At 72.9% G+C, this 15,016-nt stretch carries 13 protein-coding genes and 1 tRNA gene; 9 read left to right on the top strand and 5 right to left on the bottom strand.

The window, feature by feature from the left end; translation table 11 throughout:
* Positions 1–604 precede the first annotated feature (604 nt).
* The gene (locus M3185_RS16540; RefSeq protein ID WP_251334772.1) at positions 605–763 is read left to right on the top strand and encodes a hypothetical protein; all 159 of its coding nucleotides are present in this window, start codon (positions 605–607) and stop codon (positions 761–763) included.
* Positions 764–802: 39 nt separating this feature from the next.
* Here the strand turns inward: M3185_RS16540 and M3185_RS16535 are convergent.
* A tRNA-Thr gene (locus M3185_RS16535) sits at positions 803–879 on the bottom strand.
* A gap of 141 nt (positions 880–1,020) precedes the next feature.
* Positions 1,021–1,896, bottom strand: coding sequence for a DsbA family protein (locus tag M3185_RS16530; protein WP_251334771.1), 876 nt, complete (start codon positions 1,894–1,896; stop codon positions 1,021–1,023).
* Positions 1,897–2,060: 164 nt separating this feature from the next.
* On the opposite strand from M3185_RS16530, the gene M3185_RS16525 reads away from it, so the two are divergent.
* From M3185_RS16525 to M3185_RS16510, 4 genes are all read left to right on the top strand, one after another.
* A complete protein-coding gene (locus M3185_RS16525; RefSeq protein WP_374238534.1) occupies positions 2,061–3,542 on the top strand; it encodes an alpha,alpha-trehalose-phosphate synthase (UDP-forming) in 1,482 nt (493 codons plus the stop codon).
* Positions 3,539–4,348 carry a trehalose-phosphatase gene (gene otsB / locus M3185_RS16520; protein ID WP_251334770.1) on the top strand — a complete coding sequence of 270 codons (810 nt, stop codon included), beginning with the start codon at positions 3,539–3,541 and terminating at the stop codon, positions 4,346–4,348. The genes M3185_RS16525 and otsB overlap by 4 nt, the downstream gene beginning before the upstream one ends.
* A 115-nt stretch (positions 4,349–4,463) precedes the next feature.
* Positions 4,464–5,654 (top strand): ABC transporter ATP-binding protein, encoded by a 1,191-nt coding sequence (locus M3185_RS16515; RefSeq protein ID WP_251334769.1) that lies wholly within the window; start codon positions 4,464–4,466, stop codon positions 5,652–5,654.
* Between the two features lie 129 nt (positions 5,655–5,783).
* Positions 5,784–6,185 (top strand): hypothetical protein, encoded by a 402-nt coding sequence (locus M3185_RS16510; RefSeq protein ID WP_251334768.1) that lies wholly within the window; start codon positions 5,784–5,786, stop codon positions 6,183–6,185.
* A 20-nt stretch (positions 6,186–6,205) separates the two neighbouring features.
* Here M3185_RS16510 and M3185_RS16505 read toward each other — a convergent pair whose 3' ends face one another.
* Positions 6,206–7,024, bottom strand: a complete 819-nt coding sequence (locus M3185_RS16505) for a MurR/RpiR family transcriptional regulator (RefSeq protein ID WP_251334767.1) — start codon at positions 7,022–7,024, stop codon at positions 6,206–6,208.
* A gap of 115 nt (positions 7,025–7,139) precedes the next feature.
* Here M3185_RS16505 and M3185_RS16500 point away from each other — a divergent pair, with 115 nt between their 5' ends.
* Complete coding sequence (locus tag M3185_RS16500; protein WP_251334766.1) at positions 7,140–8,414, top strand: DUF4032 domain-containing protein; 1,275 nt, start codon at positions 7,140–7,142, stop codon at positions 8,412–8,414.
* A 22-nt stretch (positions 8,415–8,436) separates the two neighbouring features.
* On the opposite strand, the gene M3185_RS16495 is transcribed toward M3185_RS16500, so the two are convergent.
* Positions 8,437–9,012 carry a TetR/AcrR family transcriptional regulator gene (locus tag M3185_RS16495; RefSeq protein ID WP_251334765.1) on the bottom strand — a complete coding sequence of 192 codons (576 nt, stop codon included), beginning with the start codon at positions 9,010–9,012 and terminating at the stop codon, positions 8,437–8,439.
* 56 nt (positions 9,013–9,068) lie between these two features.
* Positions 9,069–11,327 carry an HAD-IB family hydrolase gene (locus tag M3185_RS16490; protein ID WP_251334764.1) on the bottom strand — a complete coding sequence of 753 codons (2,259 nt, stop codon included), beginning with the start codon at positions 11,325–11,327 and terminating at the stop codon, positions 9,069–9,071.
* A 138-nt stretch (positions 11,328–11,465) separates the two neighbouring features.
* Here M3185_RS16490 and M3185_RS16485 point away from each other — a divergent pair, with 138 nt between their 5' ends.
* From M3185_RS16485 to M3185_RS16475, 3 genes are read left to right on the top strand one after another with little or no spacing between them, the layout of a single operon-like run.
* A complete protein-coding gene (locus M3185_RS16485; protein ID WP_251334763.1) occupies positions 11,466–12,254 on the top strand; it encodes an SDR family NAD(P)-dependent oxidoreductase in 789 nt (262 codons plus the stop codon).
* The gene (locus M3185_RS16480) at positions 12,251–13,042 is read left to right on the top strand and encodes a lysophospholipid acyltransferase family protein (protein ID WP_251334762.1); all 792 of its coding nucleotides are present in this window, start codon (positions 12,251–12,253) and stop codon (positions 13,040–13,042) included. The genes M3185_RS16485 and M3185_RS16480 overlap by 4 nt, the downstream gene beginning before the upstream one ends.
* A gap of 42 nt (positions 13,043–13,084) precedes the next feature.
* Positions 13,085–14,758, top strand: a complete 1,674-nt coding sequence (locus M3185_RS16475; protein ID WP_251334761.1) for an FAD-binding oxidoreductase — start codon at positions 13,085–13,087, stop codon at positions 14,756–14,758.
* Positions 14,759–15,016: the final 258 nt, after the last annotated feature.

The following is a 15,016-nucleotide window of genomic DNA, read 5'->3' as shown; positions in this document are numbered from 1 at the left end:
GGCCGTGGGGGTGGGCTTGCCGGCCTTCTTGGCAGTGACCGGCGCGGTCAGCGGCGCGGCGAGGGCAGGTGCGGCCGGGGCTGCGAGCAGCAGCGCTCCGGCGACGACCGCGGCGGACAGCAGGGGACGGGGGGAACGGGGCACGGCGGCACTCCTGGATCCAAGGCTCGCCGCGATCCACGAGCCGGGGCTGGGGGGACGGGCGTCAGCGCCCGGATCGCGCGGTCAACGTAGCACCGGCCGTCGCCGGCGGATCCCGGGGCCGGGCACGGACGTCATACAGCCAGGTGGCGGGCGTCCTCGCCGTGTCATGAAGAAGTCCCCCGCCCGGAGGAGCCCACCGGGCGCAGCCCGCGGGGCAGCAGATGACGAACCCGTGCTCGTCGGCGTGCTCGGCCACCCACGCCCCCAGGGGCGCGTCCTCCGGACAGCCCTGGAGCGCTCAGGCGCCGCTCGCGTCGCCCACCGTCCACCGCCAGGCCCGCCTCCGGCGACACGCGCTCCCACGTGGGCGTCCGGTCGTCCGGGGTCGTCGCGCCCCGGGTCCTGGTATTCCTGTCCTGGCCGCGCCGCGCTGCCCCCGACCCCTCCCCGACAGGACGCCATGACCGCTGTGCTCGCCCTCTACGTGACGGCCGTCGCGCTCTCTGCGACGCTCCTGACCACCGTCACGGTGGCCCGGATCCGGACCGCTCTGCGCGAGCGGCAGAAGCCGCGCCGGAGGACCCGTCTGCCCGTCGGCACGTGGGTCAGCAGGACCTGACCGCGGGTCCGGAGCAGGACGAGGTGCAGTGGGAGCAGGTGGAGCCCCCTACCGGATTCGAACCGGTGACCCCCTGTTTACAAGACAGGTGCTCTGGCCAGCTGAGCTAAGGAGGCGGGCGCCCGCCGGCGGGGCCGGACGGACGGTTACCCAGGATATCGGACCCCTGGGGCACCGCCTAAATCGCCCCGGGCTGGACATGGCGACGGCGCCGCGCCCGGCAGGGGCGCGGCGCCGTCGCGCTGCAGGCACGAGCCCTACTTGTTGGCCTTGATCGCCTCGTCGAGCGCGTCCTGGAAGGCCTCGTTGCCGAGCTTCTCGCCGTCGATGAACACGGTCGGGGTGCCGGACACACCGTGGGCCAGGGACTCCTGGGAGACCACGTTGACCAGCGGGCGCCAGGTGTTCTCCTCCAGGGCGGAACCGATGTCGGCGCCGTGCTTGGCGGCGATCTCCACGAGCTGCTCGTCGTCCAGCCCGCCGGTGCCCTGGTGGGAGAAGACCTCCTCGACGTAGGCCAGGTACTGCTCGGTGGAGACCTGGTTGCCGACCTCGTAGGCGGCGCTCGCGGCGCGGGAGGAGTACTGGGTGGGGGTCGCCCGGTCGAGGAAGTTGAGGTTGCGGTACTCCAGGGTGATGTCCCCGGCGGTCACGGCCTCCTCCAGGGCGGCGCCGTTCTCCTTCTCGAAGTCGGCGCAGTGCACGCACTCGAAGTCCTGGAAGATCACGACCTGCACGGGGTCGTCGGACTCCTCGGCCTGCGCCGGGTCGACGATCCCCGGCGGGACGGCGTTCGCGTCCGGGCTCTCCGGGGCCTCGGGCACCTCGGCGAGATCGCGCTCGGCGACCTCGGAGCCGTCCTTGACGACCCCGTCCGCGGTGAGCACGGTGCCGCCCCACTGGTTGGCGCTGGCCGGCACGGGCCCGGCCTCCGGGATCTGCTGGGCGCGGTTCTGCGCCACCACGACGCCGATCACGGCCAGGATCACCAGGACCAGGGCGAGGATGCCAAACTGGAGCAGCCGACGGGAGCGCTTGTCCTGCCGGGCGTGCTGGTCGGCGGTCTGGCGGGCCCGCTCGCGGGCGGCGTCGCGGCTCTGGTGCTTCGGGTCTGGGCTGCTGCTGGAAGCCATGGGTCCTTCTTGGAGATCCTCGGGGACGGATGCGGGCGGTGTCGAGGCCCAGATTATCGGACCGGCCCGTACGCGCCGACTCAGCGGGCACCCAGGGAAACCATGAGTGTACTGACGATTAGACTGGGCGGCAGGACGCCGAAGACCGACGGAAGGACTCCCCCGTGAGCGCAGAGCAGAGCCCCGCACCCACCACCCCGCGGCGGGAGGACGGAGCCCCGGAGCAGGGATACGACTTCGTCGTCGTGTCCAACCGCCTGCCGGTCGAGCGCGTCGTCGAGGACGGCACGGCCTCGTGGCGGCGCTCCCCCGGCGGGCTCGTGGCCGCCCTCTCGCCCGTGATGGCCCGCAACGACGGCGCCTGGGTGGGCTGGCACGGGGCGGCCGACGAGACGCTGGAGCGCTTTGACCACGACGTCTTCCACCTCGCCCCCGTGCCGCTGTCCGCCCAGGAGGTCGAGGCGTACTACGAGGGATTCTCCAACGCCACGCTGTGGCCGCTGTACCACGACGTCATCGCGCCCCCGGAGTTCCACCGCGCGTGGTGGAACGTCTACCGCCGGGTCAACCGCCGCTTCGCCGAGATGACGGCCGAGGTCGCCGCCGAGAACGCCACCGTGTGGGTGCAGGACTACCAGCTGCAGCTCGTCCCGAAGATGCTCCGGGACCTCCGCCCGGACCTCACGATCGGGTTCTTCAACCACATCCCGTTCCCGCCCCTGGAGATCTTCGCGCAGCTGCCGTGGCGCCGGGCGGTGCTCGAGGGGCTCTCGGGGGCGGACCTCATCGGCTTCCAGCGGCCCGGGGACGCCCAGAACTTCCAGCGCTGCGCGCGCCGGTTCCTCGACGTGGCCTTCAGGAACGGCGAGGCCAGCTTCGGCAACGGCGACGCCGAGTGGACCGTCCGCGCCCACGCCTACCCGATCTCGATCGACGCCGAGGCGATCCAGGAACTGGCCTCCCGCCCGGAGATCAAGCGGCGGGCCCAGGAGATCCGGGAGGAGCTCGGGAACCCGGAGACCGTGTTCCTCGGCGTGGACCGCCTCGACTACACCAAGGGCATCATCCACCGGATCAAGGCCTACGGGGAGCTGCTCGAGGACGGCCGGATCGAGGTGGGCCCCTCCGTGCTGGTGCAGGTGGCCAACCCGTCCCGGGAGCGGGTGGAGTCCTACGTCCAGCTGCGCGAGCAGGTGGAGGGGGTGGTGGGCCACCTCAACGGGCAGTTCGACACCATCTCCCACACCGCGATCCGCTACCTGCACCACGGCTACCCGTTCGAGGAGATGGTCGCCCTCTACCTGGCCACCGACGTCATGCTCGTGACCTCTCTGCGGGACGGGATGAACCTGGTGGCCAAGGAGTACGTCGCGGCGAAGACGGACGGGTCGGGCGCGCTCGTCCTCTCCGAGTTCACGGGCGCGGCCGAGCAGCTGCGGCAGGCCCTGCTCGTGAACCCGCACGACATCGACGGGCTCAAGGACGCGATGCTGCGCGCCAAGGACATGCCCCCGGCGGAGGCGAAGAAGCGGATGCGCTCGATGCGCCGCCAGGTGCTGGGCAACGACGTCAACGACTGGTCGGAGGCGTTCCTGCGCGACCTCGCCCGCACCCGTCCCGCGGCCGGCCCGGAGGAGCAGCGATGACGGGCCCGCACGAGGACGCCCACCGGGGTCTCGACGACGCCCTCGGCCGGGCAGCCCGCGCCGGGACGCTGCTGGTCGCCCTGGACTTCGACGGGACCCTGGCCCCGTTCACGGACGACCCCGCCGACAGCCGGGCCCTGCCCGAGGCGCAGTCCGCCCTGGAGGAGCTGCTGGCCCTGGACCGCACGTACGTGGCGGTCATCTCCGGGCGGCCCATGGCGTTCCTGCGCTCGGACGTGGACCCGGCGGGGCGGATGCTGCTCTCCGGCTCGCACGGGGCGGAGATGCACCTGGAGGCGCTGGGCGCAGCGGCCGGGGACGCCGCCGTGCAGCTCACCCCCGCCCAGGCGCAGCTGCTGGCGCGCGCCACCGCGCTCGTCCAGGAGCAGGTGGGGCGCTACCCGGGGTCGCGGCTGGAGCGCAAGCCCACGGGTGCGGCCTTCCACACCCGCACCATGCGCGACCAGTCTCTGTGCGCCCGGGCGGAGCGGGAGATGATCGAGGCGTTCGAGCAGCTCGAGGGCCTGAAGGTCACCCCGGGCCAGCACGTCGTCGAGTCCTCCGTGCACTCCGCGACGAAGGGCGAGGGCATCACCGCGTTCATGCAGGCCACCGGCGCCGACGTGACCCTGTTCGCCGGCGACGACGTCACCGACGAGAACGCGATGCGCGAACTGGGACCGGGCGACATCGGGATCAAGGTCGGCTCGGGGGACACCGCCGCCGCCCACCGGGTGCGCTCCCCCGCCGAGCTGGCCGCCGCGCTGGCACGGCTGGCCGCGTGGCGGCGGGAGGCCCTCGGCTGACGGCGCGTCGCGGCCGCACCGCCTCCGGACGTGAGTAGGATCACATCGACCCGCACCGGGTTGCTTTTTCCTTCGGATCGTCCGACACGTGCCTGCCGGGAAAGAGGCTTGGACCATGTCTGCTGTGCGCTATGCCAACGTCACCTGTCAGTATCCCGGGGCCGTGCGGCCCTCGGTGACGGACCTGAACCTGGAGATCGCCGACGGGGAGTTCCTCGTGCTGGTGGGCCCGTCGGGGTGCGGCAAATCCACCACGCTGCGGATGCTCGCCGGACTGGAGGAGGTCACCGCCGGGTCGATCTTCATCGGCGACCGCGACGTCACCGAGGTCCCCTCCCGGGACCGCGACATCGCGATGGTGTTCCAGAACTACGCCCTGTACCCCCACATGAGCGTGGCCGAGAACATGGGCTTCGCCCTGAAGATCGCCAAGGTCCCCGCCGCCGAGCGCACCCGCCGGGTGGAGGAGGCCGCGAAGATCCTCGACCTCACCCCCTACCTGGACCGCAAGCCCAAGGCCCTGTCCGGGGGCCAGCGCCAGCGGGTGGCCATGGGCCGGGCGATCGTGCGCTCCCCGCAGGTGTTCCTGATGGACGAGCCGCTGTCGAACCTCGACGCGAAGCTGCGGGTGCAGACCCGCACCCAGATCGCCTCCCTCACCCGCCGGCTGGGGGTCACCACCGTCTACGTCACCCACGACCAGGTGGAGGCGATGACCATGGGCGATCGGGTGGCCGTGCTCAAGGACGGGCACCTCATGCAGGTCGACACCCCCCGGGCGCTCTACGACCGGCCCGCCTCGGAGTTCGTGGCCGGGTTCATCGGCTCCCCGGCGATGAACCTCTTCCGGGTGCCGGTGCGGGCCGGGGCGGCGGTGTTCGGCACGGTGCGGGTCCAGCTGAGCGCCGCCCAGGAGGCGGCGCTGACCGGCGGGCAGGTCACCATCGGCATCCGCCCGGAGGACCTGGCCCCGGCCCCGGAGGGCACGGGGCTGCCGATCGTGGCTGATGTGGTGGAGGAGCTCGGGGCCGACGCGTTCGTCTACGGCCACCTCGCCCCGGTCACCGCCGCGCACACGGTGGTGCAGATCGACCCCACCGCCGACACCACCACCACCACCGGAACCGCCGGCGCGGGGGCGGGGGCGGGGGCGGCGGGTGCCGAGGAGGGTCCGGGGGCCCACGAGATCATCGTCCGGGTCGCCGGGCGCACCCCGCCCCGGCCCGGGACCACCCTCTGGGTCGCCCCCGACACCACCCGCCTGCACCTGTTCGACGCCACCACCGGCACCCGCCTCCCCGACTGACGCCCCTCCGACCGCTGCGCGGTGCACGACGCGAGGACGCCCTCCCCCGCCCGGGGAGGGCGTCCTCGCATCCCGGCCGTCTCCCTTCCGGCGGTCGCACGGCTCTGGCTGCTGCGGCAGGTCTTCGACGTGACCTCGTTCATCGGCAAGACCGCCGTGGACGTGTGGGCCCACCTCGTCACCGGCCCCGAGGCGGTCGCGAACCGGCGGAGCGTCCTCGGCCAGCGGGGCACCACCCTGGAAGACGCCGCGCCCCGCGTCGTGACCGGCCTCGTGCTCGCCGTCGTCGTGGCGGCGGTCTTCGCCCTGTTCCGCGGGGTCGAGCACGCCCTGATGCCCCTGGCCATGCCGCTGCGCTCACTGCCGCTCGTGGCGATGGCCCCGGTCATCATCCTCCTCCTCGGCCGCCGGGAGGCGTCGGTGGCGGCGATGGGTGCCGTCGTGGTCGTGCCCCTCGCCTCGATCCTGCTCTGCTCGCTGGTCCCGCTGCTCGAGCACCTCGTGGCCGCCCGGTCCGGCGTCCCGCGCTGAGCCCGGGCCCGTACCGGGGCTCAGCGCAGGTCGAGCTCGTCCAGCCGGTCGTAGAGCTCGGCCGTGCGCTCCACGCGCCGCCGGCCCTGCGCCCCGGTGGCGGCCAGCACCCCGTCGGCCAGCACCGCGACCAGGCTCATGGCCGTCGCGTAGGAGTCGAAGGGCCCGACGCTGTCCAGGGGGCACTCGAGCCACAGGTCGACGCCTCCCGCGTACCGGCGGGCCGTCGCGTCCGCCACCAGCAGCACCCGCGCGCCGGTCGCCGTGCACGCCTCCACGAGCGCGTCGAAGCCGCGGGGGCGGCGGCGGAACCCCACCAGCACGACCACGTCGCCCTCGCCGAGGTCCACGAGCTCCTCGCCGAGGGTCTGTCCGGGCAGGGGCGCGAGACGCACCCCGGGACGGGCCTGCTGGAGCTGCTGCTTCAGGTGCAGGGCGACGGCGTGGCTGTTGCGCAGCCCGATCAGCAGCACCCGCTCCGCCTCGGCGAGCGCGGAGACCGAGCGCGCCAGGCGGTCGTCCGCCGGGTCGAAGACCCGGCGGAGGTTCTTCAGCTCCTGCTCGAGGTGCTGCGCCAGCTCGGGGTCGGTGCCGGCGCCGAGGGGCACGCCCTGCTGGCGCAGGCTGCGGGCCATCTCCTTCACCTCGGTGAAGGACTCGAAGCCGAGGTGCCGGTAGAGCCGGGACAGGGTCGCGCGGGAGACCCCGCTCATCTGCGCCAGTTCCGCGGAGCTGTACAGGGCGAGGTCGTCGAGGTGGTCCAGGATCAGGTCGGCGGCCCGCCGCTCCTGGGGCGAGAGCTCGTCGTAGCGGGCGTGGATGCGCTGTTCGATGGACACCTTCACCACCCTAGCCAGCCGCGGCCCCGGCGGCGTCGGCCCGGTCCCGCCCGACGGGCGGGCGGGCGGGCGGGCGGGAGAGGGTCGCGCACCGGGCTTGGTAGCATGGCGCGGTATGAAGGCATTCGCGGAGTCGGACGCCCGCCTGCCGGACGACGCCCCTCCGCCCGGCGGGGGATCCCGGCGGGTCTCGATCCAGACAGCGTTCCCGGACCCCGTGCTGCTGGAGCTGCCGTGGGAGGTTCCTCTCGAGCAGTGGCCGGACGACGTCCTGGCCGCCCTCCCCCGCGGCATCTCGCGCCACGTGGTGCGCTTCGCCCACGCCGGCGAGAAGGTCGTGGCCGTGAAGGAGACCACGCCCCACTACGCCCGGCACGAGTACGCCATCCTGCGCCGGCTCAACCGCATGGGCATTCCCTCCGTCGTCCCGGACAGCGTGGTCACCCACCGGTTCACCCCCGAGGGCGAGGAGCTGCCCGCCGCGCTGGTGACGGACCACCTGAGCTTCTCCCTGCCCTACCGGGCGATCTTCTCCGCCGGCCCCCACGCGGCGACCGTCGAGCGGCTCGTGGACGCCCTCGCGTCCCTCATCGTCCAGCTGCACCTGTCCGGGTTCTACTGGGGCGACGTCTCCCTGTCCAACACCCTGTTCCGCCGGGACGCCGGCGCGTTCGCGGCGTACCTCGTGGACGCGGAGACCGGGGAGCTGCACCCGGAGCTGACCCGGGGCCAGCGGGGGTACGACATCGAGCTGGCCCGCACCAACGTGGCCGGGGAGATCATGGACCTGCTGGCCGGGGCCGCCGAGGAGGGCCACGACCTCACCGACGCGATCGACCCCTTCGAGGTCTCCGACCGGCTCGTCGCCACCTACAGCTTCCTGTGGCGGGAGCTGACGGTGGAGGAGTCCTTCAGCATGGACGAGCGCTGGCGGGTGGTCGAGCGGGTGCGCCGGCTCAACGAGCTCGGCTTCGACGTCGAGGAGGCGTCGCTGGAGACCGACGAGGGGCGGATCCGGCTGCGCCCCCAGGTCGTGGAGCCGGGCCACCACACCCGGCGGCTGCAGCGGCTCACCGGCCTGCGGACCCACGAGAACCAGGCGCGGCGCCTGCTGACCGACATCGCCCAGCTCGGCCAGGACCTCTACCCGGGCCTCGACGAGGAGCTGGTGGCCCAGCTGTGGATGCGCGAGGTCTTCTCCCCGATCATGGAGGCCGTTCCCCCGTCGATGCGCCGCAAGCTCGAGCCCGCCGAGATCGTGCACGAGGTCCTCGAGCACCGCTGGTTCATGTCCGAGCGCGTCGGCAAGGACGTGCCGACCCCCGCCGCGGTCCGGGACTACGTGGCCTCCCAGCTGGCCCTGCGCCCGGACGAGCAGGAGATCTTCTGAGCCGGCCGCGGCCGGAGGGGCGTCAGCTCCGGTGCGCGCCCAGGACCCCGGTGAGGGTCCGGTGCACCCGAGCGGGCCAGTCCTCCCCCAGCTCGCCGTAGCGGGCCACGTGGGAATAGGCGGAGCCGAGGACGAAGTCCAGGACCACGTCGACGTCGAGGTCCGCGCTCAGCCAGCCCGCCGCGATCTCGGCGACGAGCAGCTCCCGCAGCCGCTCCACCCGCGGCCGGACCAGGTGCTCGCGCAGGATCCGGGAGGTCTCCGAGAGGGGGTCGCTCAGCAGGGACACCGCCACGCCGATCCCCATGTCCTGCAGCAGGAAGTGCAGCGCCTCGGCCAGCCCGTCCTCCCAGTTGGCGGGGGCCGCCGGCCGCTGCGGGGTGTACGTGGACCCGGCGTGGCCCAGGACGCCCTCGAGCATCTCCAGGCTGTTGGCGTAGCGCCGGTAGATCGACGTCTTGGCCACCCCGGAGGCCGCCGAGACCGCCTCGATCGTCACCCGCTGGGGCCCGCCCTCCCGCAGGAGGGCGAGCGCCGCCGCGGTGATCTTCTTGTCCGTGGACACGGTCCGCGGGTCGGTCCGGTCGTCGCCGGCCATCGCCGTCCCCTCCTGCCCGTGCCGCCGCCGCCCGCCGCCGTCCGCCGCGGGGGCGGTCAGGCCGTCTTCCAGTCCTCGACGGGCCAGTGGTTGCGCCGCGCCAGCCGGTACAGGGCCAGATCCGGGTTGACGGCGTAGGGGTGGCCCACGAGCGAGAGCCAGCTGGCGTCCGCGTGGGAGTCCCCGTAGCCGTACGAGCGGGAGAGGTCGAAGCCCCCGCACTCGGTGTACTTCTTCAGCCACTGGGCCCGGGCCTCGTCCACGAGGGGCGGGGTGGCCAGGTAGCCGGTCATCACGCCGTCGCGCTCGTCCATCCGCCCGGCCACGACCTCGTCGAACAGGTGCGCGAGCGGTTCCACGAGCAGGTCGATGGACCCGGTGACCAGCACGGTGCGGTGGCCCGCGGCCCGGTGCTCCTGGATCCGGGCCAGGGCCCCGGGCTTGAGCAGCCGCCGCATGTCCTGGCCCAGCGGCCCGGACACGAGCTCGCGGACGGTCGCGGCCGGCACGCCCTGGTAGCGGCGCATGAACGCGCGGATGAACTCGCCGCGGTCCCGCTTCTCGGCCTTGAGGTAGGTCGGGGCGCTGGAGACGAGGTCGGCCAGCTCGGACGGCCACTTGGCCGGGCTCAGCGTGCGCCGGCGCAGCTGCAGGTACTGGTGGATGACCGTGGAGTCGAGGACGGTGCCCTCGAGGTCGAAGACCGCGACCACGTCCGTGCCCTCGCTCAGCGCCCGCTTCGGGGCGTTGCGCCGCTTGGCCGCCGCCCGGAGCCGGCCGTAGGCCTTGGTCATGTCCGTCAGGGCCGGCAGGTGGACGTTCTGCCAGTAGTCGGTCCAGTCGACGGCGCGGACGTCGAAGGTGAGGTCCTCGGGGGTGCCCGCCGGCAGGGAGTCGTTGAGCTGGCGGGTGCGGGCGTCGTCGAAGATCATCTCGGTGCGCGTGTAGGACTGGTACAGGTCCACGTAGGTGCGCAGGGAGCCGAGCCCGGACTGCACCCGGTGCAGGGAGTTGGCCCACTCGCGGGTCCGGGAGGTCGCGGGCAGCACCGCGGTGAGCTTCCCGCCCACGGCCGAGAGCTTCTCCTTGACGGCCAGCGAGCGCTCCACGGCGTTGTTGGCGGGGAACTTCCACTCGGGCACCCGGATGGGGTTGCCCTCGGCGTCCTCGAGCGGGTGGGCGGTGAAGAACGTGTGCACGTTCTCGTACATCTCGTGGAACGGCAGCGGGTTCGAGGCGCCGGAGCACACCTGGTAGTAGCCCGGCTCCGGGGCCGGGGCGCCCGGCGCGGTGACCTCGCCCGACGGCGCCCGGTGGCCTCCCGTGGCCAGCGCCACGATCGCGTTGACCACCAGGTCCACGGGGATGACGTCCAGCACCGAGTCCGGCAGCCCCGGGAACTCCGGCAGCGCGCCCTTGGCGTAGGCCATGATCAGCGGGTCGGCGACCTTGTAGCCGTCGATCCACCCCGGATACGGGTGGCGCAGCGCGGACTCGATGATGGACGGGCGCACCACGGACAGCCGGTGGCCGGTGCCGGCCCACTTCTGCTCGGCGATGCGCTCGCCGAGGGCCTTGGTGAAGGTGTAGACGTCCGTCCAGCCGAGGGACTGGGCGCGGGTCCGCCCGTACTCGACGAGCCGGGTGCGGATCCACTCCTGGCGGGCGGCCTCCGCGGCGCGGGCCACCGACTTGGGGCCCTCCTTGCCGTGACCGGCCGCGGCGGCGTCGATGACGGCCTGCAGCTGCTCAGGGGCCCGGGACGCCATCTCGGCCTCGTCGCGCGCCTGCAGCGCCGCGTGGAACTCGGCGGACCAGTCGGCGTCGTGGTCCACGGGCGCCTCGGGGCGCAGCCCCTTGGCGATGCCCCCGACGTAGCAGGTGGACACGTGGATCACGTGGGGGTCCTGCCCGGAGGCCAGCAGCGCGTCGTAGAGGCCCTGGGCGCCCCCGACGTTGGTGGTGAACGCCTCGTCGATGGGCGGGTCGAAGGAGACGGTCGAGGCCGAGTGGATCACCACGTCGAACGGGTCGGTGATCTCCGCGAGCGCGGAGAGGTCGCCCTCCAGCACGGCGGTGCGCTCGGCGAAGACCCGGCGGGCCCCCTCCTCCCCCAGGGCATCGCGCCACCCGCGGAACACGGGCTTGCGCAACAGCTGCCGCAGCCGCTGCTCCCCGGTGATGCTGCCCTTGGGCCGCACGACCGCGGTGACGTGCACGCCCTCGTGGGCGGAGAGCAGACGTTCGAGCACGGCCTGGCCGAGGAAGCCGGTGGCGCCCGTGAGCAGGACGCGCGTGGTGGGGGTCTCGGTCAAGGATGTTCCTCCGGGTGGTGTGCTGGTCCGCCGTCCGTGCGGAGCGGGCGGGGGGCAGGGTGCGGGCCGGCCACGGCGGAGACCCGCGCACGGACCGCACAGGCTACGCTACGGCTACCGTAGTGTAGCCTAGATCTCATGCTTACCGCTCTCGTGACGGGGGGGACGTCCGGCATCGGTGCCGCGTTCGCCGAGGCCTTGGCTCGCCGTGGACATGCGCTCGTACTGGTGGCCCGCGATGCGGACCGGCTCGAGCAGACGGCCGCCCGGTTGCGCGCCGCGCACGGCGTGCCCGTGGAGGTCCTGTCCGCGGACCTGGTCGACCGCGCGGACGTCGATCGTGTGGCCGCGCGCATCGAGGACCCGGCCCGGCCCGTGGACGTGGTCGTCAACAACGCCGGCTTCTCCGTGAAGACCCCCTTCAGCGCCGAGGACACCTCCGCCCACGACCGCGCGTTCGAGGTCATGTGCCGGGCAGTGCTCGTGCTGTCCTCCGCCGCGGCGCGGGCGATGACGGCCCGCGGCTCCGGCTGGATCATCAACGTCTCCTCCGTCGCCGGGCTGATCACGATGGGCTCGTACTCGGCGCTCAAGACCTACACCACCGCCTTCACCGAGGCCCTGGCGGTCGAGCTGGCCGGCACGGGGGTGCACGTCACCGCGCTGCTGCCCGGGTGGGTGCGCACCGAGTTCCACGAGCGCGCCGGGATCACCGGCTCCTCGATCCCCTCCTTCATGTGGCTCACGCCCGAGCGGGTCGTCGAGGAGGCGCTCGACGACGTCGCGCGCGGCAAGGTGATCTCCATGCCCACCCGGCGCTACCGGCTCCTCGCGCTCTTCCTGCGCCACGCGCCCCGGTCCACGGTGCGCAGGATCTCCGGGCTGGTCGCCTCCGCCCGCCAGAAGGAACGGGCGGCCGGCTCATGACGCCCCGCGAGCCGCGCGAGCCGCGGGATCCCGTCCAGCGATCCATCGACGGCGGCAGCCGGTCCTCCTCCCCGGAGGAGCCCGCGCCGCCCGCGCCGCCGGCGTCGTCGGCCCACCTGGACGCCGCGCGATTCCGCAGCCCGGTGCGCCGGGTCGCCCGCCGGATCGCCCAGGCGGTGTTCCTGCGCGGTCTCGTCTACCACGTGATCCGCCGCACGGTGGTGACCCACCCCGGTGCGGCAGCGCTGGAGGGGGCCTGCATCGTCGTGGCGAACCACTCCAGCCACCTCGACGCCCCGCTCGTGCTGGGCTCGGTGCCGCCGCGGATCCGCCGGGACCTCGCCACCGGCGTCGCCGCGGACTACTTCTTCACCGCCCCGCACAAGCGGGTGTTCACCGAGCTGATCTTCAACGCCTTCCCGGTGGACCGCACCGGCAGCGGGGCGAACCGGGGGCTGTCCAAGCAGCTGCTCAAGTCGGGCGTGCCCCTGCTCATCTTCCCCGAGGGCACACGCTCCCGCACGGGCAAGATGGGCTCCTTCAAGGTGGGCGCCGCGGGGCTCGCCAAGGCCGTGGGCGTGCCGGTCGTCCCGGTCGCGCTGATCGGGGCCTACGAGGCCATGCCGCGCGGGGCCAACTGGCCGCGGCGGGGGCGCCCGCCGGTGGTCGTCGCCGTCGGCGAGCCGCTGCGCGCCCGGGAGAAGGAGCCCACGGCCTCCTTCAACGACCGCATCGAGGCCTCCGTGCGCGCGCTCTACGCCGAGCACCGCCCGCGCCTCGACGGCTGAGCATCGTCCCCCACCCCCGAGATCCAGGAGAGAACTGCGCAGATGGCACACGTGAAGCACATGAAGTGGTGGGGCTGGGGCGAGGAGGGCGTGCACTTCGAGTACGCCAACAAGCCCGCCTTCGCCCCCTTCGTCAAGAAGGCCGTCGGCATCGACCTCCGCCCCCGGCAGCGGGACACCATCGACTTCTCCACGATCAGCGTGCCGGCCTCGCTCGCCGGGGAGGACGTCCTGGCCGCCCTGACCGGGATCTCGGGCGGGGAGAACGTCAGCGTCGACGACGAGCTGCGCGTGGTGCACTGGGCCGGCAAGTCGGTCACGGAACTGCTGCTGACGCGCTCCGGGGACTTCGCGCGCATCCCGGACGTCGTGGTCTACCCCGGCAGCGAGGACGAGGTGTCCCAGGTGCTCCGGCTGGCCGTGGAGCGGGATCTCGTGGTCATCCCCTTCGGCGGCGGCACGAGCATCTCGCGGAGCCTCCAGCCCTCGCCGGTGGAAGAACGAACGATCGTCTCACTCGACCTGGGCCGCATGGACCGGGTCCTCGCCCTCGACGAGACCTCCGGGCTGGCGACCGTGCAGGCCGGCGTGCTGGGTCCCGACATGGAGGAACAGCTCAACGCGCGCGGCTGGACACTGGGCCACTTCCCCGACTCCTTCACCCACTCCACGCTCGGCGGCTGGGCCGCGACGCGGTCCTCCGGAATGCAGTCGGACAAGTACGGGGACATCGCCGACATCGTCCGCGGCCTGCGCGTGGCGCGCCCGGGCGGCACCGTCGTCCTGCGCCCGCTGCCCTCGACGTCCACCGGGCCGAGCCTGCGCGAGATGTTCATCGGGTCCGAGGGCCGGCTCGGCGTCATCACCGAGCTGGACGTGCAGGTGCACCGGATCGCGGAGCACCGCGAGGTCATCGCGTACATGTTCCCCTCGTGGCAGCAGGCCCTGACGGCGATGCACGACATCGCCCGCTCGGACGTCCGCACCACGTTCGCCCGCGTCTCCGACGCGCACGAGACAAGCTTCTCCCTGTCCACGCAGAAGGCGCCGACCACGCTCAAGAAGAAGGTCGCCGCCAAGGGCCAGGACCTGCTGTGGGAGGTCATGCGCCGCCGCGGCTGGGACACCGACGCCATGTGCATCGCGTACGTGTGCTTCGAGGGCACCAAGGCCGAGACCGAGGCCCGGAAGAAGACCGTCGCCGGCATCGTCAAGCAGCAGGGCGCTCTCGTCCTGGGCTCCGGCCCCGGCGCGCTCTACGATCAGAAGAAGTTCGACACCCCGTACCTGCGCGACTTCCTGCTGGAGCAGAACACGATCGGCGACGTCTCGGAGACGGCCGCCCCGTGGTCCAAGCTCACGACCGTCCACAAGGCCGTCTACGACGCCGCCCACCGGGCCTTCGCGGCGGAGGGCAAGCACGGCTGGATCATGTCCCACATGTCGCACTCGTACCACTCCGGGGCGTGCCTGTACTTCACGTTCGCCTACGAGATCGGGGAGGACCCGCACGCCGAGTACAAGGTGATCAAGGGAGCCATCCAGCAGGCGTTCGTCGACGCCGGGGGCACGCTGTCCCACCACCACGGCGTGGGCACCGAGCACAGCCCCTGGATGGAGCAGGACGTCTCCCCCGAGGGGGTGCGCCTGATGCGCAGCCTCTTCACCGCCGCGGACCCGGGCGCTCACCTGAACCCGGGCAAGATCGTCAGCTGAGCTCGCCTGCCGGCCGGATCCACGCGGTCCAGGCATGAGGAAGGCCCCGCCGGGTGATCGGCGGGGCCTTTTCTGCGGGGCAGGCCGGTGCGGGGTGGGCCGCTGGCCTGGTGCTGTGTCCGTGTCCGCGGGGGTGGTTAAGGTGGGGAGCCCCCGCACCGTGTGGTGCGGGGGCTCGACCCTTCTGGTGTGGTCCGGCGGTGTCCTACTCTCCCACACCCTTCCGGGTGCAGTACCATCGGCGCTGTGGGTCTTAGC

This window comes from Kocuria rosea (assembly GCF_023715525.1).
In the GTDB taxonomy this organism is placed as follows: Bacteria; Actinomycetota; Actinomycetes; order Actinomycetales; family Micrococcaceae; genus Kocuria; species Kocuria rosea_A.
The sequence above is the reverse complement of the archived record's forward strand: the minus strand, read 5'-3'. Positions and strand labels throughout refer to the sequence as shown.